Below are 21378 nucleotides of genomic sequence, written 5' to 3' on the forward strand. Positions count from 1 at the left end.
CTAATACTGATTTAATTCTGGTTAAAATACAGACAGATAACAAGATGAATATTCTTAATGTTTACGTTAAAAATGTTTAATATTATTTAATAGTTGTTAATTTGAATACTTCGATAATGTTATATTTCCTGATAATCATTTGCAGGCAAAATGTTTTCACCCTTAAATGAGTATTTATTCTCATAGATCGAAAAAGGATTCATTATGGTTACACTTTACGGCATCAAAAATTGTGACACCATTAAAAAGGCTCGCCGTTGGCTGGAAGCCAATAACATCGACTATCGTTTTCATGATTACCGCGTCGATGGGCTGGACAGCGAATTATTGAACGGTTTTATCAACGAATTAGGCTGGGAAGCGTTACTGAACACCCGTGGTACAACCTGGCGTAAACTGGACGAAACCACCCGCAATAAAATCACCGATGCGGCCTCTGCGGCGGCATTAATGACTGAAATGCCTGCAATTATCAAACGTCCATTGCTCTGCGCGCCTGGTAAGCCTATGCTGCTGGGTTTCAGTGATTCCAGTTATCAGCAATTTTTCCATGAGGTGTAGTCTATGTCGTGCCCGGTTATTGAGCTGACACAACAGCTTATTCGCCGCCCTTCCCTGAGTCCTGATGACGCAGGATGCCAGGCTTTGTTGATTGAACGTTTGCAGGCGATCGGTTTTACCGTTGAACGCATGGATTTTGCCGATACGCAGAATTTTTGGGCATGGCGTGGGCAAGGTGAAACGTTGGCCTTTGCCGGGCATACCGACGTGGTGCCGCCTGGCGACGCCGATCGTTGGATCAATCCGCCGTTTGAACCCACCATTCGTGATGGCATGTTATTCGGACGCGGTGCGGCAGATATGAAAGGCTCGCTGGCGGCGATGGTGGTAGCGGCAGAACGCTTTGTCGCACAACATCCCAACCATACGGGGCGACTGGCATTTCTGATCACCTCTGATGAAGAAGCCAGTGCCCACAACGGTACGGTAAAAGTCGTCGAAGCGTTGATGGCACGTAATGAGCGTCTCGATTACTGCCTGGTCGGCGAACCGTCGAGTATCGAAGTGGTTGGTGATGTGGTGAAAAATGGTCGTCGCGGATCGTTAACCTGCAACCTTACCATTCATGGCGTTCAGGGGCATGTGGCCTACCCGCATCTGGCTGACAATCCAGTACATCGCGCAGCACCTTTCCTTAATGAATTAGTGGCTATTGAGTGGGATCAGGGCAATGAATTTTTCCCGGCGACCAGTATGCAGATTGCTAATATTCAGGCGGGAACGGGCAGTAACAATGTTATTCCGGGTGAACTGTTTGTGCAGTTTAACTTCCGCTTCAGCACCGAACTGACTGATGAGATGATCAAAGCACAGGTGCTTGCCCTGCTTGAAAAACATCAACTGCGTTATACGGTGGACTGGTGGCTTTCCGGGCAGCCATTTTTGACCGCGCGCGGTAAACTGGTGGATGCGGTCGTTAACGCGGTTGAGCACTATAATGAAATTAAACCGCAGCTACTGACCACAGGCGGAACGTCCGACGGGCGCTTTATTGCTCGCATGGGGGCGCAGGTGGTGGAACTCGGGCCGGTCAATGCCACTATTCATAAAATTAATGAATGTGTGAACGCTGCCGACCTGCAGCTACTTGCCCGTATGTATCAACGTATCATGGAACAGCTCGTCGCCTGATGAGTGGTTCTGCAAGAGGAAATAAGCATGGACTGGCTGGCTAAATATTGGTGGATTCTGGTGATTGTCTTTTTGGTAGGCGTCCTGCTGAACGTGATTAAAGATCTCAAGCGCGTCGACCATAAGAAATTTCTCGCCAACAAGCCGGAGCTTCCCCCGCATCGTGATTTCAACGATAAGTGGGACGATGACGACGACTGGCCGAAAAAGGATCAACCGAAGAAGTAAGCTGAGTGCTCAACCGTAGGCCGGATAAGGCGTTAACGCCGCATCCGGCAATGGTGAACGATGCCTGATGCGACGCTCACGCGTCTTATCAGGCCAGGTAATCTGTCTTTTACATCATTTCAATCACATCATCATCGCCAGGCTTACCGCCACTTAGCGCTTCGTCGAAATAATGTTTCGGAATGGTATAACGCAAGTGATCCAGGGCAAATTGCATACTGCGATTGTCGATCGCATGGCCTAAATCCTCCACGATATCCAGCGTCACGTCACCACCGGCACTGATTAACGCTTCCTGCGCCGCAACCGCATGCGCCAGATCGATAACCGGATCTTCACCGCCATGAATCAGGTGAATTGTCGTGGCTGTAGACGCAGTTTCCGGCAGGCTCGCATAGCGTCCGTTAAAAGCAATGACGCGTGAAGCAAGGCCCGGTTCGGCTTTAATGCTCTCCAGCGCCATAATCGCGCCTTGAGAGAAACCGATTAACGCCGTGGCGTTAGCCCCTACTCCGCTCTGTTTCTGCCAGTAGCGCACCGTCTCAATAAACGTCGGCATGATGGCATCCACACGCGCCTGGCGATTATCTTCCGTAATACCCTGCACCGAAAACCACTGACGCCCCGCCGGATTACCGCTCGGCTCCGCGCCACCGACACTCACCACCAGCGCATCCGGGAACAACGGTGCAAACCAACTGCCTATTTCCCCCATTGCCACCGGGTTATCCCCGACACCGTGGAAAAGCAGTAACAACTGTTGCGCAGGTTTATCCGGGCTTTGAACAACAAAATGGTCATGTTTCATGGCGAACTCCTTAACTGATGTCATTAATTTTACGCCGCTGACTCACAATGACCATGGGAGAAAATTGAAGGAGTCAGTGAAAAAATTGCCATTGCGTTATGCGATCGCGCAGACGCTCAGTGCGAACATCATTAAGTGCGAACAGCGCCTGCGCGGCCTCTTCCCGCTGGCGAACCTGTAACATCTTGCGGCCTGAAAGTTTAAGTGTGGTACATAACTGCGCGTCACTGGCGTTTTTCTGTAAACGCCCACGCAGCGCCGGTAATGCCAGTTCACTGGTTTGTAGCAGACGCAATAAGCAACCTAACGATGTTAATAGCGGACGATGAGCGAAAGCAAAACCGGCCAGTTCAAGCCAGTCGTCGTCAGAAAGGATGGCATCGTTTAGTGGATCAACAGGAAGCGTTTCGCCATTCCACTGCGCGAGAGCTTGCGCATCGCGACGTAAACGGTAATGCTCACGTTCAGCCAGCTGTTTACCCGCATCACTCATCGGTAACAGCGCCATCGCCGTATAGCAACCGCTGCTGGCTTCCCGATGATTACCCATCCGCACCAGCACAAAACCGCAGCGTTGCCAGAAACGCCATAACTCCCCGGTGTAACCAAAACTCACCGAAAGATAGTCGAGGTCATGCGTATATTGCAAAGCTCCAGCAATAAGTTGCCGCCCTGTGCCTTCCCGCTGACGAGCCGGATGAACTGCTATCCGGCTAACCCGCCTTCCGCGCAATGTCGCCGCCAGTGGATTGCTGCCGTGCGCCGCCAGCGACTGGGCCACCAGATTACCCCGCGGGCGACGAAAACCTGCCCATACCGCCTGACTGAGTTCTTGAGATAATCCGCCCTCATCCACCAGCCACAACGCCCCGGCAATCTCGTTTTCGCCAGCCGCCTGTAAAAAATGTTGCCCTGGTGCATCCATCATCCGGCGTAAATCCAGCGGCGAGGTCCGGTAGTGCGCACCAGACAATAACTGATAAACCTTTAACGGCGTTTCTGGCTCGCTTCGCCATAACGTTTGTTCAAATGCGGAAATGACGATATTGCCTTGTGGTGTATGGGTGAAGTTTTCATCGTCAAAAACCAGTGCCTCACTAACCATTTTTTCAAGCGGGCATCCCTGTGCCCAGCGGATCGGTTGTTGCAGTTCAAAACGGTGTAAATGCGGAAAGCGAGCGCAAAATTTCAGCAAAAAACCACGTCCGGTGCCTTCGTAGCCCTGCACCGTAGTGGTTAACAACGTTCGAGGAAAACGCGATACCAGTTGATGCAACAACGGCGCAGGTATGGCTGCGGCTTCGTCGACCACCAGCCAGTCGGCTTGCTCATCGCTGGCTAACAAGGCATCCGGCGCAATAAAGCGAAACTTCTCGCCCGCAAATTGTGCCAGTACATCCGTTGCCGCTTTTGCGGGCGCGGTGACAATCGCACTGCCCGCAATACGAGAAATGAGTTGCCCTGCCAACGCCGATTTACCGCGCCCACGCGCAGCCGTTACCGCTGCCACGCCCGGCGGCATGGTCAGTAGCTGCTGTAAGAGTTGCTGTTGTTCTGGTTGTGGTGCGCCGGTCGCGGGGTGCCAGTCAGTACGGGGAGTAAAATGCGCCAACGAGAACGGCTGGTTTTGCCGCCAGAGGATAGCGTCGTTATCCGCCGTAAGTACGCGTTTGAGATGCTGGACAAAATGCGGCGTCGCAATAGGGTCAGGGCAATCACTCCAGCGCAACGAGTCGGCATCAGGTTGGTTTTCCCACTCTTCCCATACAGGGAGTAACAAAACCAGCCAGCTTCCCGCTTTCAACGTTCCGCTAAGTGCTGCAAAGGCAGCGGCATCAAAGCCGTGGCGGGCATCGAATACCGCATGCCGGAACTCGCGCCCAAGTAAAGTTTGTAGCGCCGAGGGTGAACAGTGGTTTTCAGCATCTGGCTGCGGCGAAATCCACAGCCAGTCGCCAGGTAAGGCATCACGCAACTTAAGCGCATGATCAAAACACCAACCCTCTTCCCCGCTCAACACCAGCAAGCGGCGGATCCCTTCACGTTTCATTTGCGCTGTTAATGTGTAAAGCGCAGTCAGTTCAGCCATCCCTGCCCCGGAAATTAAATGCTTTTACCAAAAGTATTGCATTGTGCCGGATCGCCGCTGTCGAAACCACGTTTAAACCAGCTGTAGCGTTGCTGAGAAGTGCCATGTGTGAAACTGTCTGGTACTACTCGCCCCTGACTTTGCTGTTGTAAACGGTCATCGCCGATGGCCTGCGCCGCATTCAGCGCCTCTTCCAGATCGCCAGTTTCCAGAACGCCTTGCTGCTGCATACTATGCCCCCAGACACCGGCAAAACAGTCGGCCTGGAGTTCCATACGCACAGATAAGCGGTTTACTTCCGCCTGCGTCGCGTTTTGTTGCAGTTGACGAACTTTCGGCTCGATGCCTAACAGTTTCTGCACATGATGACCGACTTCATGGGCGATAACGTACCCCTGGGCAAAATCGCCATCCGCGCCAAGTTTGTCTTTCATGTCATCATAGAAGGAGAGATCGATATAAACTGTGCCATCCGCCGGGCAATAGAACGGCCCCATAATGGACTGACCAGCCCCGCAGCCGGTGCGCGTCATTCCACGGTACATGACCAGCTTCGGTTGCTGATAGGTCTTACCCATCTTCTCGAACTGTTGTCCCCAGGTGTCTTCCGTGGTTGCCAGAATCACCGAGGTGAATTTTGCGGCTTCGTCTTCATTAGGGCTAATTGACCGCGTTGATTGTTGTTGAGAAACCGGCTGCCCGGTCATCAACCCGGTTAAATCAACGCCATAGTAGCCTGCAACCAGCACGACTATCAGTAAAATCAGCCCGCCTTTACCGCTCGGCAGACGGAAACCGGGACCGCCCATTGACGGACCGCCAGAGCTGTTGCGCCTGTCTTCAACATTGTCACTTTCACGTCGCCCTTGCCAACGCATAGATACCTCAACAATATATTCATTATAGAAATGATCGTAGGTGGTTCAGAGGAAGATTACCACAGGAAAGCGGGATAAAATGGCGGAGGAATTAAGGCTTCATGCAACGTTATATAATTTACGAATGTTAGAAGTAAAAGAGAATGTTAGCTCCAGTCTTCTAGTCTGATTCCCGCCACTCGCTCAAACTCTCGGGTATTGTTGGTAACCACAATCAAACCGCGACTGCGAGCATGTCCCGCTATCATCTGGTCAAAAGGTCCAACAGGCCTTCCCTGCCGGGCAAGCTCGGCCCTGATTTGCCCGGTATGCGTCGCAGCAGCACTATCATAATCAAGCACTACCAAACGAGATACGAAACCTTCAATAACCGCCAAATTGCGTTCTGGCATCTGACTTTTTTCTGCCCCATAGATAAGCTCCATCAATGTTACAGAACTTATACACATCCGGCCAGAATTCAGGTTAAACCGCTCTCTGACATGTACTGGTTTATTCTTAATAGTGAAAATACAGATATTGGTATCCAGCATGAATTTCAGCATCAAAATGATTCCCTTTCCTGCATTGCGGGTTGATCACGGATATCCATAAAATCCGCACTCACATTTTCGCCATCAAACCAACTGTCCCAGGACTCACCGGCGGGAGTGATGATTCTTGTACGACCAATCGCAATAATTTCTACTTTCTTAACGTCTTCTGGCAGAGCGACCGCTTTCGGTAATCTGACGGCCTGACTGCGATTACTTAAAAATACAGTAGTTTCCATAGCCCCCCCTTTTTGGGATATACGTTATGTATATACATATTGGCCTGGTATGACTTTCCTGTCAAAGGGAGATAATGAGAAGTATTGTAGCGGGGGTATCAAAGACATTTAGCCGGAGTACCCTCCGGCTAAAGAAACAAGCAACCAGAAAAATCAGTCCAGCTGTACACCCAGGCGGCGGGCGACGGCTTCATAGGCTTCGATCAGGCCACCGAGGCTCTGGCGGAAACGGTCTTTGTCCATTTTCTCCAGTGTTTCTTTGTCCCACAGGCGGCTGCCGTCCGGGGAGAACTCATCGCCCAGTACCACTTCACCTTTGTACAGGCCAAACTCCAGCTTGAAGTCGACCAGAATCAGACCAGCATCATCGAACAGTTTTTTCAGCACGTCGTTCGCTTTGTAGGTCAGCTCTTTCATACGCGCCAGGTTCTCTTTGCTCACCCAGCCAAAGGTTTCGCAGTAAGATTCGTTGACCATCGGATCGTGCATGGCGTCGTTTTTCAGGAACAGATCGAACAGCGGCGGGTTCAGCTCAATACCTTCTTCGATTCCAAGACGTTTCACCAGAGAGCCAGCAGCACGGTTACGCACGACACACTCAACCGGCACCATATCCAGCTTTTTCACCAGACATTCGGTATCGGAGAGCAGACGCTCCATTTGAGTCGGGATACCCGCTTCAGCCAGTTTGCTCATAATGAAGTAGTTGAACTTGTTGTTCACCATACCTTTGCGATCAAACTGCTCAATGCGCGCGCCATCCCCTGCTGACGTATCATTGCGGAATTCGAGCACCAACAGGTCCGGGTTTTCCGTGCTGTATACGGTTTTCGCTTTACCACGATACAACTCAGCTTGCTTTTGCATCTTTATCACTCCTGGGTGTGAATTAACGTTTTAAAATCTTTTGCTGTCTGGTGTGCCGGATGTTTTGTCGGATGCGGCGTGAACGCCTTATTCGAACTACGTCCGACAAACAAATTTCGTGCGAATTACCGCTAAAATCGCGTTTTCCTGCCTACGCACACGTTTGCGTATCATATCAGAAAAAAGGGCCGGATGATTCCAGCCCTGTATTTTTACTTGCTAAACGCAGCCTGGAAGACAGATACCAGCGCGTCGTTCTGACTCTGAGTCAGAGTATGACCTTTCGGATCGATGAACTGTAGGCTGCTGCGGTTATCTAAATCGCCAACCTGCAGTTTATAGTCACCGGATGCCAGGCCTGGATCGCTCGCGCCCAGTTCCTGCCAGTCGCTGTCAGACAGCGGCTTATAAGTTACGGCCATGTTACCCTGCGAACGGGTGCTGTCGGTCACTTTCATGCCCACTTTTTCCAGCGCCGCTGGCAGACGTTGCCAAACCACATTGAACGGCCCGCGTACGACCAGCATCGGTAAACCGGTGTCATCAGCTGCACTTTGTACGTCCATAGTGGTGGAGGCACGATTTTGCGCAGCGTTCGCGGCGTCAGTGGCAGATTTATCCAGACCGGCGGAAATAACGTTCATCATCTCCGTGCTGTAACGCTGCATGGAAGCCGCGTCTGCAACCGGTTTGCCCGCCTGTTCCAGGTTCAGCAGTTTAACCGTAACCGCCTGCTGATAACCCTGCGGCTTAACAGAGATTTGATAACGACCACGATACTGCTCGTCTTCGTCCAGACGGTTCCATTGTACCCAATCGGTGGTCAGTGTCTGACCAGCATCATCACGTTGGGTGATGGTGTAGTTTTTCGCCTGCAGCACGCTAACCACCTGCGGCCACAGAGTATTGCCACGACCATTTTCCACCAGCAATGAAGCGGTATCGCCCGTGAACTGGGTACGCGCGCCAGAAACCAGTGCCAGCGGCTGGGCTGGTGGACGAATGTCCAGCGCCTTACCGACAGCACCACTACCGTTGGTCACCGGGATTGCATAATCACCGGAGGTCACCGGCAAAATCATTCCAGCCGGGGCATGAAGCTCCGCAAGCGGTGCCGCTTCCAGGTAGGCTTCATCACCACTGACCTGACGCTTATAGCGTGAGTCAGAACTACAGGCAGCGAGTAATAAAACAAGCGAAACACCCGCAACCTTTGCCAGGCGCGACTTTTGAACAGAGTAAGCCATCAAATCTCCCTAAACTTTACAGCAAACCGGCATGCTTAAGCGCCGCTCTGACCGTCTCACGACCACTGTCGGTGATTGGTGTCATTGGCAGGCGCAGCGTATCGGTCGCCACAAGACCCAGTTCCTTACATGCCCATTTCACCGGGATTGGATTGGGTTCGACAAATAGTTTGTTGTGTAATGGCATCAGACGCTGATTAATAACGCGTGCCTCGGCAAAATGCCCTTCTGCTGCCAGTTTGCACATCTGGGCCATATCACGCGCTGCGACGTTAGCCGTAACGGAAATAACCCCATGACCGCCCAATTGCATGAAGTCCAGCGCGCTCGCATCATCGCCGCTCAGCAGAACAAAATCATCTGAAACCAGCTCTTTGATCTGGTTTACACGCGTTAAGTTCCCTGTTGCCTCTTTGATTCCGATAATATTTTTTACTTTCGCCAGACGGCCCACCGTTTCCGGGAGCAGATCGCAGCCAGTACGGGACGGCACATTATACAGAATTTGCGGCAGGTCAGTATGCTCAGCGATGGCTTTGAAATGCTGATACAAACCTTCTTGCGACGGACGATTGTAGTAAGGGGTTACCGTCAGGCAGCCGACGATACCACTGTCATTGAAGCGCTGCGTCAGGCTAATGGCTTCCGCAGTAGCGTTAGCGCCGGTCCCGGCAATTACCGGAATGCGCCCATCAGCCAGCTCCAGCGTCATCATCACCACATCAGCATGTTCGTCATGATTTAAGGTAGCGGACTCGCCAGTGGTGCCAACAGAAACGATCGCCGAAGTACCGCTGGCGACATGATAATCAATCAGTTTTTTCAAGCTAGCCCGACAGACATTACCTTTTTCATCCATCGGAGTAACAATCGCGACAATACTTCCCGTGAACATGGGCCATCCTCTGTGCAAACAAGTGTCTCAATGGTACGTTTGGTATGGCATTAAAAGCAAGCAGACAGAACCGTTCTGATTGTTGTATGCATGTTTTTTTTATGCTTTCCTTAAGAACAACTCACCCCTTAAAGGAATAACCAGTTTGACACTGTCATCGCAACATTATCTGGTGATCACTGCGTTGGGTGCCGATCGCCCTGGAATTGTGAACACCATCACCCGTCATGTCAGTAGTTGCGGCTGTAATATTGAAGACAGTCGCCTGGCGATGCTGGGAGAAGAGTTCACGTTTATTATGCTGCTTTCCGGTTCATGGAATGCCATTACTCTGATTGAATCAACGTTACCGTTGAAAGGTGCCGAACTGGATCTTTTAATCGTGATGAAGCGCACGACGGCGCGTCCGCGTCCGCCAATGCCAGCATCTGTCTGGGTTCAGGTCGATGTGGCAGACTCCCCGCATTTAATTGAACGCTTCACAGCACTTTTCGACGCGCATCATATGAACATTGCGGAGCTGGTGTCGCGCACGCAACCTGCTGAAAATGAACGGGCTGCGCAGTTGCATATTCAGATAACCGCCCACAGCCCCGCATCTGCGGACGCAGCAAATATTGAGCAAGCGTTCAAAGCCCTATGTACAGAACTCAATGCACAAGGCAGTATTAACGTCGTCAATTATTCCCAACATGATGAACAGGATGGAGTTAAGTAATGAATCCACTGAAAGCCGGTGATATCGCACCGAAATTTAGCTTGCCGGATCAAGACGGAGAACAAGTTAATTTGACCGACTTCCAGGGACAGCGTGTTCTGGTTTATTTCTACCCGAAAGCCATGACCCCCGGCTGTACCGTACAGGCCTGCGGCTTACGCGATAACATGGATGAGTTGAAAAAAGCGGGCGTTGATGTGCTGGGTATCAGCACCGATAAACCCGAAAAACTCTCCCGTTTTGCGGAAAAAGAGCTGCTTAACTTTACGCTCCTGTCTGATGAGGACCACCAGGTGTGCGAACAATTCGGCGTCTGGGGTGAAAAGTCCTTCATGGGCAAAACCTACGATGGCATTCATCGCATCAGCTTCCTGATTGACGCTGATGGCAAAATCGAACATGTCTTTGACGATTTCAAAACCAGCAATCACCACGACGTTGTGCTGAACTGGCTGAAAGAACACGCCTGATTACTTTGCTCCATTCCGTGCTGGCTGCGCTTGCGGCCAGCATACCTCACTTCTCGTGATCAAGATCACATTCTCGCTTTCCCCTGCGACACGGGTGTCGAATCCATTTTTTGCTGAACGTTAATGACCATCATTTTTGTACCGTTCAGAATCCAGTCAATACATAACTTATTGAATATATTGAGTTAATCAGAATGGCATCCTTTATGCAATATGAAATGCAATGTTTCATATCATTTTCAAGGAGCCGACATGAACCGCTTTGTGGTGGCCGAACCACTGTGGTGTACAGGATGTAATACCTGTCTCGCTGCCTGTTCGGACGTGCATAAAACGCAAGGTTTACAGCAACACCCGCGCCTGGCCCTGGCGAAGACGTCAACACTCACTGCCCCTGTCGTGTGTCATCACTGTGAGGAAGCCCCTTGCCTGCAGGTCTGCCCGGTTAATGCCATCTCCCAGAGGGATGATGCGATCCAACTCAACGAAAGCCTCTGTATTGGCTGCAAGCTTTGCGCCGTGGTCTGCCCATTTGGCGCAATCAGCGCTTCAGGAAGCCGTCCGGTGAATGCCCCTGCGCAATATGTTTTTCAGGCTGAAGGCTCACTCAAAGACGGCGAAGAAAACGTGCCGCCCCAACATGCATTGCTGCGCTGGGAACCGGGTGTCCAGACCGTCGCGGTGAAATGCGACCTGTGTGATTTCTTGCCAGAAGGTCCGGCCTGCGTTCGCGCTTGCCCGAATCAGGCGTTACGGCTGATCACCGACGATAGCCTGCAACGACAGATGAAAGAAAAACAGCGCCTTGCCGCAAGCTGGTTTGCCAATGGCGGGGAGGATCCCCTTTCCCTCACTCAGGAGCAACGCTAATGGATGCCCTGCAATTATTAACCTGGTCGCTGATCCTCTATCTGTTTGCCAGTCTGGCTTCGCTGTTTTTACTCGGTCTGGACAGACTGGCTATTAAGCTTTCCGGCATCACATCGCTGGTGGGCGGCGTGATTGGCATCATCAGCGGAATTACGCAATTACATGCTGGTGTAACTTTAGTCGCCCGTTTTGCCACCCCTTTTGACTTTGCCGATTTTACCCTGCGAATGGATAGCCTCTCGGCATTTATGGTGCTGGTTATCTCCTTGCTGGTGGTGGTTTGTTCGCTCTATTCATTGACTTATATGCGCGAATACGAGGGCAAAGGCGCGGCGGCGATGGGCTTCTTTATGAATCTTTTCATCGCATCGATGGTTGCCCTGCTGGTGATGGACAACGCTTTTTGGTTCATCGTGCTGTTTGAAATGATGTCGCTGTCTTCCTGGTTTCTGGTCATTGCCAGGCAGGATAAAACGTCGATCAACGCTGGCATGCTCTACTTTTTTATCGCCCACGCCGGATCGGTGCTGATTATGATCGCCTTCTTGCTGATGGGGCGCGAAAGCGGCAGCCTCGATTTTGCCAGTTTCCGCACGCTTTCACTTTCTCCGGGGCTGGCGTCGGCGGTGTTCCTGCTGGCCTTTTTCGGTTTTGGCGCGAAAGCCGGGATGATGCCGTTGCACAGCTGGTTGCCGCGCGCTCACCCTGCCGCACCATCGCACGCTTCGGCGTTGATGTCTGGCGTAATGGTCAAAATCGGTATTTTCGGCATCCTGAAAGTAGCGATGGACCTGCTGGCGCAAACGGGTTTGCCGCTGTGGTGGGGCATTCTGGTGATGGCGATCGGCGCAATCTCCGCGCTCCTGGCGTGCTGTATGCGCTGGCGGAACAGGATATCAAACGGCTGCTGGCCTGGAGTACCGTCGAAAACGTCGGCATTATTTTGCTGGCAGTCGGTGTGGCGATGGTCGGTCTGTCACTGCACGACCCGCTGCTCACCGTGGTTGGACTGCTCGGCGCACTGTTTCATCTGCTCAACCATGCGCTGTTCAAAGGGCTGCTATTTCTCGGCGCGGGCGCGATTATTTCGCGTTTGCATACCCACGACATGGAAAAAATGGGGGCACTGGCGAAACGGATGCCGTGGACAGCCGCAGCATGCCTGATTGGTTGCCTCGCGATATCAGCCATTCCTCCGCTGAATGGTTTTATCAGCGAATGGTACACCTGGCAGTCGCTGTTCTCACTAAGTCGTGTGGAAGCCGTAGCGCTACAACTTGCGGGTCCTATTGCTATGGTAATGCTGGCAGTCACTGGTGGGCTGGCAGTAATGTGCTTCGTAAAAATGTACGGTATTACTTTCTGTGGTGCGCCGCGCAGTACACACGCTGAAGAGGCACAGGAAGTGCCAAATACGATGATCGTCGCCATGCTACTGCTCGCGGCACTCTGCGTATTAATTGCGCTTAGTGCCAGTTGGCTGGCACCGAAGATAATGCATATTGCCCATGCGTTTACCAATACCCCTCCCGTCACTGTCGCCAGCGGAATAGCACTTGTACCCGGCACGTTTCATACACAGGTCACCCCCTCATTACTGTTGCTGTTACTACTGGCGATGCCTTTGCTGCCTGGCCTTTACTGGCTGTGGTGTCGTTCGCGCCGCGCAGCGTTTCGTCGCACAGGAGATGCCTGGGCATGCGGCTACGGCTGGGAAAATGCGATGGCCCCGTCAGGCAATGGCGTGATGCAGCCGCTGCGTGTGGTCTTCTCTGCGTTATTTCGTCTACGACAACAGCTCGACCCTAAGCTGAGGCTAAATAAAGGTTTTGCGCACGTCACCGCCAGGGCTCAGAGCACAGAACCCTTCTGGGATGAGCGGGTGATCCGCCCCATCGTGAGCGCCACCCAACGGCTGGCCAAAGAAATACAGCATCTGCAAAGCGGCGACTTTCGTCTCTATTGCCTGTATGTGGTCGCCGCACTGGTTGTGCTGCTAATCGCTATTGCCGTCTAAGGAAATCACCATGAGACAAACTCTTTGCGACGGATATCTGGTTATTTTTGCGTTAGCACAGGCCGTGATTCTGCTGATGCTAACCCCACTTTTTACGGGTATTTCCCGGCAGATACGCGCGCGTATGCACTCCCGCCGCGGGCCGGGGATCTGGCAGGATTATCGCGATATCCACAAACTGTTTAAACGCCAGGAAGTTGCGCCGACATCTTCAGGTCTGATGTTCCGCCTGATGCCGTGGGTATTAATCAGCAGCATGCTGGTGCTGGCGATGGCCTTACCACTGTTTATTACCGTTTCCCCTTTTGCGGGCGGCGGCGATCTGATCACCCTTATCTATCTTCTTGCCCTGTTTCGTTTTTTCTTTGCTCTTTCCGGGCTGGATACCGGAAGTCCGTTTGCGGGAGTCGGTGCCAGTCGCGAGTTGACGCTCGGCATTCTGGTCGAACCAATGCTTATTCTCTCACTGCTGGTATTGGCGCTGATAGCAGGTTCCACGCATATCGAGATGATCAGCAATACGCTGGCGATGGGCTGGAACTCGCCGCTAACCACCGTACTGGCGTTACTGGCCTGTGGTTTTGCCTGCTTCATTGAGATGGGAAAAATTCCCTTTGATGTTGCTGAAGCAGAACAGGAATTACAGGAAGGCCCGCTGACCGAATATTCCGGTGCCGGGCTGGCGCTAGCGAAATGGGGGCTGGGGCTGAAACAGGTCGTGATGGCATCACTGTTTGTGGCCCTGTTTCTGTCCTTTGGGCGCGCGCAAGAACTTTCTCTCGCCTGCCTGCTGACTTCACTTGTCGTTACGCTGCTCAAGGTTTTGCTGATTTTTGTACTGGCCTCAATCGCAGAAAACACGCTGGCACGCGGGCGTTTTTTACTCATTCACCATGTGACCTGGCTTGGCTTCAGCCTTGCTGCGCTTGCATGGGTCTTCTGGTTAACCGGTCTGTAAGGAGCACTGACGGAATATGGAAAATCTTGCTCTGACGACGTTATTGCTGCCTTTTATCGGCGCACTGGTCGTTTCGTTTTCGCCACAACGTCGGGCCGCCGAATGGGGGGTTTTGTTCGCCGCGCTGACCACGCTGTGCATGTTGTCGCTGATCTCCGCGTTTTATCAGGCCGATAAAGTTGCCGTCACGTTGACGTTGGTCAACGTGGGGGATGTGGCATTGTTTGGCCTGGTCATTGATCGCGTGAGTACGCTGATTCTGTTTGTGGTGGTGTTTCTCGGTTTGCTGGTCACGATCTACTCCACGGGTTATCTGACGGATAAAAATCGCGAACACCCGCATAACGGCACGAATCGTTATTACGCATTTTTGCTGGTGTTTATCGGCGCGATGGCGGGACTGGTACTCTCCTCGACGCTGCTCGGTCAGTTGTTGTTTTTTGAAATTACGGGCGGCTGCTCCTGGGCGTTGATCAATTATTACCAGAGCGATAAAGCGCAGCGTTCAGCACTAAAAGCGTTGCTTATCACCCATATCGGTTCGTTGGGGTTGTATCTTGCCGCCGCCACGCTGTTTTTGCAGACCGGAACGTGTGTGCTTAGCGCGATGAGCGAGTTACATGGCGACGCACGTTATCTGGTTTATGGCGGCATCCTGTTTGCCGCGTGGGGGAAATCGGCCCAGCTACCGATGCAAGCGTGGCTACCGGATGCAATGGAAGCGCCAACACCGATCAGTGCCTATCTCCACGCCGCATCGAAGGTGAAAGTGGGCGGCTGGCACTGGAGGGCAGCATCGCCTACATCGTCAACCACGCGTTCGCTAAAAGCCTGTTTTTCCTTGTAGCAGGTGCGCTGAGTTACAGCTGCGGCACGCGCTTGTTGCCGCGTCTGCGTGGCGTATTGCACACCCTGCCGTTGCCAGGCGTGGGTTTCTGCGTGGCAGCGCTGGCGATTACCGGTGTGCCGCCGTTCAACGGCTTCTTCAGTAAATTCCCGCTGTTTGCTGCCGGTTTTGCGTTGTCAGTGGAGTACTGGATCCTGCTGCCCGCCATGATTCTGCTGATGATTGAATCGGTCGCCAGTTTCGCCTGGTTTATTCGCTGGTTTGGTCGCGTTGTGCCTGGCAAACCGAGCGAGGCCGTCGCCGATGCCGCACCGCTGCCAGGGTCAATGCGCCTGGTGTTGATTGTACTGATTGTGATGTCGCTGATTTCCAGCGTAATCGCCGCGACCTGGTTGCAGTAAGGAGATGATGAATGACCGGTTCTATGATCGTAAATAATCTGGCGGGACTGATGATGCTGACATCGCTGTTTGTGATTAGCGTCAAAAGCTATCGCCTGTCATGCGGATTTTACGCCTGCCAGTCGCTGGTGCTGGTGTCTATTTTCGCCACTCTCTCGTGCCTGTTCGCCGCAGAGCAACTGCTGATCTGGTCCGCCAGCGCCTTTATCACCAAAGTGCTGCTGGTACCGTTAATCATGACTTACGCTGCACGAAATATTCCCCAGAACATCCCGGAAAAAGCGTTATTCGGTCCGGCAATGATGGCACTGCTCGCGGCGTTAATTGTCCTGCTTTGCGCATTTGTCGTTCAGCCCGTGAAGCTACCGATGGCTACCGGGCTGAAACCGGCGCTGGCGGTAGCGTTAGGTCATTTTCTGCTTGGCCTGCTGTGCATTGTCAGCCAGCGCAATATCCTGCGGCAAATTTTTGGTTACTGCCTGATGGAAAACGGCTCCCATCTGGTGCTGGCGCTTCTTGCCTGGCGAGCACCGGAACTGGTGGAAATAGGTATCGCTACCGACGCCATCTTCGCCGTCATTGTGATGGTGTTACTGGCAAGAAAAATATGGCGTACCCACGGCACGCTGGACGTGAACAACTTGACCGCGCTGAAGGGATAATGAGATGAGTTATTCTGTGATGTTCGCTTTACTCCTGCTCACGCCGCTGCTTTTTTCGCTGCTCTGTTTTGCCTGCCGGAAACGGGGGCTCTCTGCGACTTGTACGGTGACTGTATTACATAGCTTAGGGATCACACTGCTGCTGATTCTGGCACTCTGGGTGGTCCAAACTGCCGCTGATGCAGGAGAAATATTCGCTGCGGGACTGTGGCTTCATATTGATGGTCTGGGCGGTTTGTTCCTCGCCATTCTTGGTGTGATTGGCTTTCTCACCGGTGTTTACTCGATTGGCTACATGCGTCATGAAGTGGCACACGGCGAGCTTTCACCCGTTACACTGTGCGATTACTACGGTTTCTTCCATCTGTTTTTGTTCACCATGCTGCTGGTTGTTACCAGCAATAACCTGATTGTGATGTGGGCGGCGATCGAAGCCACCACCTTAAGCTCGGCGTTTCTGGTAGGCATTTACGGTCAGCGTTCATCGCTGGAATCAGCATGGAAGTACATCATTATTTGTACTGTTGGTGTCGCTTTTGGTCTGTTCGGTACCGTGCTGGTATACGCCAACGCCGCCAGCGTTATGCCGCAGGCAGAAATGGCGATATTCTGGAGCGAGGTTCTTAAGCAATCGTCCTTGCTTGACCCAACATTAATGCTGTTGGCCTTTGTGTTTGTGCTAATTGGCTTTGGTACCAAAACCGGGCTATTTCCCATGCACGCCTGGCTGCCGGATGCTCACAGTGAAGCGCCGAGTCCGGTCAGCGCCCTGCTCTCCGCCGTATTGCTGAACTGCGCGCTGTTGGTGCTGATTCGCTATTACATCATTATTTGCCAAGCCATCGGCAGCGATTTCCCCAACCGGTTGTTGCTCATCTTCGGCATGTTGTCGGTTGCCGTGGCGGCATTTTTCATTCTGGTACAGCGGGACATTAAGCGTCTGCTGGCGTACTCCAGCGTGGAGAACATGGGGCTGGTCGCGGTGGCGCTAGGCATTGGCGGGCCGCTGGGAATTTTTGCCGCGCTGCTGCACACCTTAAACCACAGTCTGGCAAAAACGCTGCTGTTCTGCGGTTCCGGCAATGTACTGCTCAAGTACGGCACGCGCGATCTCAACGTCGTCTGTGGGATGCTCAAAATCATGCCATTTACCGCCGTGCTGTTTGGCGGCGGTGCGCTGGCGCTGGCAGGGATGCCGCCCTTCAACATTTTTCTTAGCGAATTTATGACCGTTACCGCAGGACTGGCACGTAATCACCTGCTGATTATCGTCCTGCTGTTATTGCTGTTAACGCTGGTGCTGGCGGGCCTGGTACGGATGGCTGCGCGGGTGTTAATGGCGAAACCGCCGCAGGCCGTTAACCGGGGTGATCTCGGCTGGTTGACCACCTCGCCAATGGTGATTCTGCTGGTCATGATGCTGGCGATGGGAACGCATATTCCACAACCTGTCATCAGGATCCTGGCGGGCGCTTCCACTATAGTCCTCTCAGGGACGCACGACCTGCCTGCACAACGTAGCACCTGGCATGATTTTTTGCCTTCAGGCACCGCATCTGTTTCGGAGAAACACAGTGAACGTTAATTCATCGTCAAATCGTGGCGAAGCGATTCTCGCCGCCCTGAAAACGCAGTTCCCCGGCGCGGTGCTGGATGAAGAGCGACAAACGCCTGAACAGGTCACCATTACGGTGAAAATCAATCTGCTGCCTGACGTTGTACATTATCTTTATTATCAACATGATGGCTGGCTTCCAGTCCTGTTTGGCAACGACGAGCGGACACTTAACGGTCATTACGCGGTTTATTATGCCCTTTCAATGGAAGGGGCCGAAAAATGCTGGATCGTGGTGAAGGCACTGGTCGATGCCGACAGTCGGGAGTTTCCGTCAGTCACACCGCGCGTCCCTGCCGCGGTCTGGGGCGAGCGAGAAATTCGCGATATGTACGGGCTGATTCCGGTTGGCCTGCCGGATCAGCGTCGCCTGGTGTTGCCCGATGACTGGCCGGAAGATATGCATCCGCTGCGCAAAGATGCGATGGATTATCGACTGCGCCCTGAACCGACGACAGATTCCGAAACGTATGCGTTTATCAATGAGGGCAACAGCGATGCGCGGGTGATCCCTGTCGGCCCGCTGCATATCACCTCCGATGAACCGGGTCACTTCCGCTTGTTTGTGGATGGCGAGCAAATTGTCGATGCTGATTACCGCCTGTTTTATGTCCATCGCGGCATGGAGAAACTGGCAGAAACGCGGATGGGCTACAACGAAGTGACCTTCTTATCGGACCGCGTGTGTGGGATTTGCGGTTTTGCCCACAGTGTGGCCTATACCAATTCGGTTGAAAATGCACTGGGGATTGAGGTGCCGCAACGAGCACATACTATTCGCTCGATTCTGCTGGAAGTCGAACGGCTACACAGTCATTTGCTTAACCTTGGCCTCTCCTGCCATTTCGTTGGTTTTGATACCGGCTTTATGCAATTTTTCCGAGTGCGGGAAAAGTCGATGACGATGGCGGAATTGCTGATCGGGTCGCGTAAAACCTACGGTCTGAATCTGATTGGTGGTGTTCGCCGCGATATTCTCAAAGAGCAACGTCTGCAAACGCTGAAACTGGTGCGCGAGATGCGCGCCGACGTGTCGGAGCTGGTAGAGATGCTGCTTGCTACGCCGAATATGGAACAACGCACTCAGGGCATTGGCATTCTCGACCGACAAATCGCCCGTGATTTGCGCTTTGATCACCCCTACGCCGACTACGGCAATATTCCAAAAACACTGTTTACCTTTACCGGCGGCGATGTTTTCTCCCGCGTGATGGTCCGTGTCAAAGAGACGTTTGATTCGCTGGCAATGCTGGAATTTGCCCTCGACAACATGCCGGATACCCCACTGCTGACCGAAGGCTTTAGCTATAAACCTCACGCATTCGCGCTGGGCTTTGTTGAAGCGCCACGCGGTGAAGACGTGCACTGGAGCATGCTCGGTGATAACCAAAAATTGTTCCGCTGGCGCTGCCGTGCCGCCACCTACGCCAACTGGCCGGTGTTGCGTTACATGCTGCGCGGCAATACCGTTTCTGACGCACCGCTGATTATCGGTAGCCTTGATCCCTGCTACTCCTGTACCGACCGTGTGACGCTGGTAGATGTGCGCAAGCGCCAGTCAAAAACCGTGCCGTATAAAGAGATCGAACGCTACGGCATTGATCGTAACCGTTCGCCGCTGAAGTAAGGACAGAAGATGCTGAAGTTACTGAAAACTATTATGCGCGCCGGAACCGCGACGGTGAAATATCCCTTCGCGCCACTGGAGGTCAGCCCAGGCTTTCGCGGGAAACCGGACCTGATGCCCAGCCAATGTATTGCCTGCGGTGCCTGCGCCTGTGCTTGTCCGGCAAATGCGCTGACTATCCAGACCGACGACCAGCAAAATTCGCGCACCTGGCAGCTCTATCTGGGGCGTTGTATTTACTGCGGACGTTGTGAAGAAGTGTGCCCGACCAGAGCCATCCAGCTTACCAATAACTTTGAACTGACCGTCACCAATAAAGCCGATCTCTATACCCGCGCGACGTTCCATCTACAACGTTGCAGCCGTTGCGAACGCCCGTTTGCCCAGCAAAAAACCGTCGCACTGGCTGCTGAATTGTTGGCACAGCAACAAAATGCGCCACAAAACCGCGAAATGTTATGGGCGCAAGCGAGCGTCTGCCCGGAGTGCAAACAACGCGCGACGCTGCTCAACGACGATACAGATGTACCGCTGGTGGCTAAGGAGCAGCTATGAGTCCAGTGCTTACACAACATGTCAGCCAGCCCATCACGCTGGACGAGCAAACGCAAAAGATGAAGCGGCATTTGCTACAGGATATCCGTCGCTCAGCCTACGTTTATCGCGTCGATTGCGGTGGCTGCAACGCCTGTGAAATCGAAATTTTTGCCGCCATTACACCAGTATTCGACGCAGAACGTTTTGGCATTAAGGTTGTTTCATCACCGCGTCACGCCGATATTTTGTTATTTACTGGCGCAGTCACCCGGGCGATGCGTATGCCTGCACTTCGGGCGTATGAGTCTGCCCCCGATCATAAAATCTGTGTTTCCTACGGCGCGTGCGGTGCCGGCGGCGGATTTTCCACGATCTCTACAGCGTCTGGGGCGGCAGCGACACCATTGTCCCCATTGATGTTTGGATCCCCGGCTGCCCGCCAACACCGGCCGCCACCATTCACGGTTTCGCCGTGGCGCTCGGTTTGCTGCAACAGAAGATTCACGCGGTGGATTATCGCGATCCCACCGGGGTGACTATGCAACCGTTGTGGCCGCAGATCCCGCCATCACAGCGTATCGCCATTGAGCGAGAAGCGCGGCGGCTGGCGGGCTATCGTCAGGGGCGAGAAATTTGCGATCGGCTCCTGCGCCATTTAAGCGACGATCCTACAGGAAATCGGGTTAACACCTGGTTGCGCGATGCCGACGATCCACGTCTCAATAGTATCGTTCAGCAACTCTTTCGCGTACTCCGGGGGTTACATGACTGAAGAGTGCGGGGAAATTGTTTTCTGGACGCTGCGAAAAAAGTTTGTCGCCAGTAGCGACGAGATGCCGGAACACAGCTCTCAGGTAATGTATTACTCGCTGGCTATCGGCCATCACGTTGGCGTGATTGATTGTCTGAATGTCGCCTTCCGCTGCCCACTGACGGAATACGAAGATTGGCTTGCCCAGGTCGAAGAGGAGCAAGCCCGACGTAAGATGCTGGGGGTGATGACTTTTGGTGAGATTGTTATTGACGCCAGCCACACCGCCCTGTTGACCCGGGCATTCGCGCCACTGGCAGATGACGCAACGTCTGTGTGGCAGGCGCGTAGCATTCAATTCATTCATCTGTTGGATGAAATTGTGCAGGAACCGGCCATCTATCTGATGGCCAGAAAAATTGCGTGAGA

Annotated in this window: 20 protein-coding genes and 3 pseudogenes; 15 read left to right on the forward strand and 8 right to left on the reverse strand. The window is 52.9% G+C overall.

What is annotated here, in order from left to right; all coding sequences use genetic code 11:
• Positions 1 to 204: 204 nt before the first annotated feature.
• Genes E0D98_RS08115 through E0D98_RS08125 form a run of 3 tightly spaced genes read left to right on the forward strand, consistent with a single transcriptional unit; the run spans position 205 to position 1920 of the window.
• Positions 205 to 561 (forward strand): ArsC family reductase, encoded by a 357-nt coding sequence (locus E0D98_RS08115; protein WP_000258247.1) that lies wholly within the window; start codon positions 205 to 207, stop codon positions 559 to 561.
• Positions 562 to 564: 3 nt separating this feature from the next.
• On the forward strand, positions 565 to 1692 hold the full coding sequence (gene dapE / locus E0D98_RS08120) for a succinyl-diaminopimelate desuccinylase (RefSeq protein WP_001277801.1): 1128 nt from the start codon (positions 565 to 567) through the stop codon (positions 1690 to 1692).
• A gap of 27 nt (positions 1693 to 1719) precedes the next feature.
• Positions 1720 to 1920 (forward strand): YpfN family protein, encoded by a 201-nt coding sequence (locus tag E0D98_RS08125; protein WP_000383836.1) that lies wholly within the window; start codon positions 1720 to 1722, stop codon positions 1918 to 1920.
• 109 nt (positions 1921 to 2029) lie between these two features.
• On the opposite strand, the gene ypfH is transcribed toward E0D98_RS08125, so the two are convergent.
• From ypfH to dapA, 8 genes are all read right to left on the reverse strand, one after another.
• Entirely contained in the window at positions 2030 to 2728 is a 699-nt protein-coding gene (ypfH, locus tag E0D98_RS08130) for an esterase (protein ID WP_000679812.1), read from the reverse strand.
• A gap of 73 nt (positions 2729 to 2801) precedes the next feature.
• Positions 2802 to 4817 (reverse strand): tRNA cytosine(34) acetyltransferase TmcA, encoded by a 2016-nt coding sequence (gene tmcA / locus E0D98_RS08135; protein ID WP_047086710.1) that lies wholly within the window; start codon positions 4815 to 4817, stop codon positions 2802 to 2804.
• Between the two features lie 14 nt (positions 4818 to 4831).
• Entirely contained in the window at positions 4832 to 5695 is an 864-nt protein-coding gene (locus E0D98_RS08140) for a neutral zinc metallopeptidase (protein WP_001267498.1), read from the reverse strand.
• Between the two features lie 146 nt (positions 5696 to 5841).
• Positions 5842 to 6240 (reverse strand): type II toxin-antitoxin system VapC family toxin, encoded by a 399-nt coding sequence (locus tag E0D98_RS08145; protein ID WP_000911330.1) that lies wholly within the window; start codon positions 6238 to 6240, stop codon positions 5842 to 5844.
• Positions 6240 to 6467 (reverse strand): toxin-antitoxin system antitoxin VapB, encoded by a 228-nt coding sequence (vapB, locus tag E0D98_RS08150; RefSeq protein WP_000450524.1) that lies wholly within the window; start codon positions 6465 to 6467, stop codon positions 6240 to 6242. The genes E0D98_RS08145 and vapB overlap by 1 nt, the downstream gene beginning before the upstream one ends.
• A 153-nt stretch (positions 6468 to 6620) precedes the next feature.
• Positions 6621 to 7334, reverse strand: a complete 714-nt coding sequence (gene purC / locus E0D98_RS08155; protein WP_001295467.1) for a phosphoribosylaminoimidazolesuccinocarboxamide synthase — start codon at positions 7332 to 7334, stop codon at positions 6621 to 6623.
• A 212-nt stretch (positions 7335 to 7546) separates the two neighbouring features.
• Positions 7547 to 8581, reverse strand: a complete 1035-nt coding sequence (bamC, locus tag E0D98_RS08160; RefSeq protein ID WP_001330579.1) for an outer membrane protein assembly factor BamC — start codon at positions 8579 to 8581, stop codon at positions 7547 to 7549.
• A gap of 16 nt (positions 8582 to 8597) precedes the next feature.
• The gene (dapA, locus tag E0D98_RS08165) at positions 8598 to 9476 is read right to left on the reverse strand and encodes a 4-hydroxy-tetrahydrodipicolinate synthase (RefSeq protein WP_001295469.1); all 879 of its coding nucleotides are present in this window, start codon (positions 9474 to 9476) and stop codon (positions 8598 to 8600) included.
• A gap of 145 nt (positions 9477 to 9621) precedes the next feature.
• Here dapA and E0D98_RS08170 point away from each other — a divergent pair, with 145 nt between their 5' ends.
• From E0D98_RS08170 to hyfJ, 12 genes and pseudogenes are all read left to right on the forward strand, one after another.
• Entirely contained in the window at positions 9622 to 10194 is a 573-nt protein-coding gene (locus E0D98_RS08170; RefSeq protein WP_000176187.1) for a glycine cleavage system transcriptional repressor, read from the forward strand.
• Positions 10194 to 10664 carry a thioredoxin-dependent thiol peroxidase gene (gene bcp, locus E0D98_RS08175; protein WP_001068682.1) on the forward strand — a complete coding sequence of 157 codons (471 nt, stop codon included), beginning with the start codon at positions 10194 to 10196 and terminating at the stop codon, positions 10662 to 10664. Before E0D98_RS08170 ends, bcp begins: the two co-directional genes overlap by 1 nt.
• A gap of 252 nt (positions 10665 to 10916) precedes the next feature.
• Positions 10917 to 11534, forward strand: a complete 618-nt coding sequence (gene hyfA / locus E0D98_RS08180; protein WP_001299064.1) for a hydrogenase 4 subunit HyfA — start codon at positions 10917 to 10919, stop codon at positions 11532 to 11534.
• A pseudogene (gene hyfB, locus E0D98_RS08185) lies at positions 11534 to 13551 on the forward strand (hydrogenase 4 subunit B). The gene hyfA and the pseudogene hyfB overlap by 1 nt, the downstream one beginning before the upstream one ends.
• 10 nt (positions 13552 to 13561) lie before the next feature.
• Positions 13562 to 14509 carry a hydrogenase 4 subunit HyfC gene (gene hyfC, locus E0D98_RS08190; protein WP_001317255.1) on the forward strand — a complete coding sequence of 316 codons (948 nt, stop codon included), beginning with the start codon at positions 13562 to 13564 and terminating at the stop codon, positions 14507 to 14509.
• Between the two features lie 16 nt (positions 14510 to 14525).
• Positions 14526 to 15757 (forward strand): annotated as a pseudogene (locus E0D98_RS08195) (hydrogenase 4 subunit D).
• Positions 15758 to 15768: 11 nt separating this feature from the next.
• Positions 15769 to 16419, forward strand: coding sequence for a hydrogenase 4 membrane subunit (gene hyfE / locus E0D98_RS08200; RefSeq protein ID WP_000147987.1), 651 nt, complete (start codon positions 15769 to 15771; stop codon positions 16417 to 16419).
• Between the two features lie 4 nt (positions 16420 to 16423).
• Complete coding sequence (gene hyfF / locus E0D98_RS08205; RefSeq protein WP_000122552.1) at positions 16424 to 18004, forward strand: hydrogenase 4 subunit F; 1581 nt, start codon at positions 16424 to 16426, stop codon at positions 18002 to 18004.
• Complete coding sequence (gene hyfG, locus E0D98_RS08210; RefSeq protein ID WP_001102295.1) at positions 17994 to 19661, forward strand: hydrogenase 4 catalytic subunit HyfG; 1668 nt, start codon at positions 17994 to 17996, stop codon at positions 19659 to 19661. Before hyfF ends, hyfG begins: the two co-directional genes overlap by 11 nt.
• Positions 19662 to 19670: 9 nt before the next feature.
• Positions 19671 to 20216, forward strand: a complete 546-nt coding sequence (hyfH, locus tag E0D98_RS08215; protein WP_000916064.1) for a hydrogenase 4 subunit H — start codon at positions 19671 to 19673, stop codon at positions 20214 to 20216.
• A pseudogene (hyfI, locus tag E0D98_RS08220) lies at positions 20213 to 20970 on the forward strand (hydrogenase 4 catalytic subunit HyfI). The gene hyfH and the pseudogene hyfI overlap by 4 nt, the downstream one beginning before the upstream one ends.
• Positions 20963 to 21376 (forward strand): hydrogenase 4 assembly chaperone HyfJ, encoded by a 414-nt coding sequence (hyfJ, locus tag E0D98_RS08225; protein ID WP_001315783.1) that lies wholly within the window; start codon positions 20963 to 20965, stop codon positions 21374 to 21376. Before hyfI ends, hyfJ begins: the two are co-directional and overlap by 8 nt.
• Positions 21377 to 21378: the final 2 nt, after the last annotated feature.

The organism is Escherichia sp. KCJ4928 (assembly GCF_004352695.1).
Classification (GTDB): domain Bacteria; phylum Pseudomonadota; class Gammaproteobacteria; order Enterobacterales; family Enterobacteriaceae; genus ECMA0423.

What these genes read in the sequence shown, in the direction of transcription:
- hyfF (WP_000122552.1), top strand. Translation starts at nt 16,424, where the DNA reads ATGAGTTATTCTGTGATGTTCGCTTTACTCCTGCTCACGCCGCTGCTT.
- E0D98_RS08140 (WP_001267498.1), bottom strand. Translation starts at nt 5,695, where the DNA reads ATGCGTTGGCAAGGGCGACGTGAAAGTGACAATGTTGAAGACAGGCGC.
- E0D98_RS08145 (WP_000911330.1), bottom strand. Translation starts at nt 6,240, where the DNA reads ATGCTGAAATTCATGCTGGATACCAATATCTGTATTTTCACTATTAAG.
- hyfH (WP_000916064.1), top strand. Translation starts at nt 19,671, where the DNA reads ATGCTGAAGTTACTGAAAACTATTATGCGCGCCGGAACCGCGACGGTG.
- E0D98_RS08115 (WP_000258247.1), top strand. Translation starts at nt 205, where the DNA reads ATGGTTACACTTTACGGCATCAAAAATTGTGACACCATTAAAAAGGCT.
- dapE (WP_001277801.1), top strand. Translation starts at nt 565, where the DNA reads ATGTCGTGCCCGGTTATTGAGCTGACACAACAGCTTATTCGCCGCCCT.
- bcp (WP_001068682.1), top strand. Translation starts at nt 10,194, where the DNA reads ATGAATCCACTGAAAGCCGGTGATATCGCACCGAAATTTAGCTTGCCG.
- bamC (WP_001330579.1), bottom strand. Translation starts at nt 8,581, where the DNA reads ATGGCTTACTCTGTTCAAAAGTCGCGCCTGGCAAAGGTTGCGGGTGTT.
- ypfH (WP_000679812.1), bottom strand. Translation starts at nt 2,728, where the DNA reads ATGAAACATGACCATTTTGTTGTTCAAAGCCCGGATAAACCTGCGCAA.
- hyfE (WP_000147987.1), top strand. Translation starts at nt 15,769, where the DNA reads ATGACCGGTTCTATGATCGTAAATAATCTGGCGGGACTGATGATGCTG.
- purC (WP_001295467.1), bottom strand. Translation starts at nt 7,334, where the DNA reads ATGCAAAAGCAAGCTGAGTTGTATCGTGGTAAAGCGAAAACCGTATAC.
- hyfJ (WP_001315783.1), top strand. Translation starts at nt 20,963, where the DNA reads ATGACTGAAGAGTGCGGGGAAATTGTTTTCTGGACGCTGCGAAAAAAG.
- dapA (WP_001295469.1), bottom strand. Translation starts at nt 9,476, where the DNA reads ATGTTCACGGGAAGTATTGTCGCGATTGTTACTCCGATGGATGAAAAA.
- vapB (WP_000450524.1), bottom strand. Translation starts at nt 6,467, where the DNA reads ATGGAAACTACTGTATTTTTAAGTAATCGCAGTCAGGCCGTCAGATTA.
- hyfC (WP_001317255.1), top strand. Translation starts at nt 13,562, where the DNA reads ATGAGACAAACTCTTTGCGACGGATATCTGGTTATTTTTGCGTTAGCA.
- E0D98_RS08125 (WP_000383836.1), top strand. Translation starts at nt 1,720, where the DNA reads ATGGACTGGCTGGCTAAATATTGGTGGATTCTGGTGATTGTCTTTTTG.
- tmcA (WP_047086710.1), bottom strand. Translation starts at nt 4,817, where the DNA reads ATGGCTGAACTGACTGCGCTTTACACATTAACAGCGCAAATGAAACGT.
- hyfA (WP_001299064.1), top strand. Translation starts at nt 10,917, where the DNA reads ATGAACCGCTTTGTGGTGGCCGAACCACTGTGGTGTACAGGATGTAAT.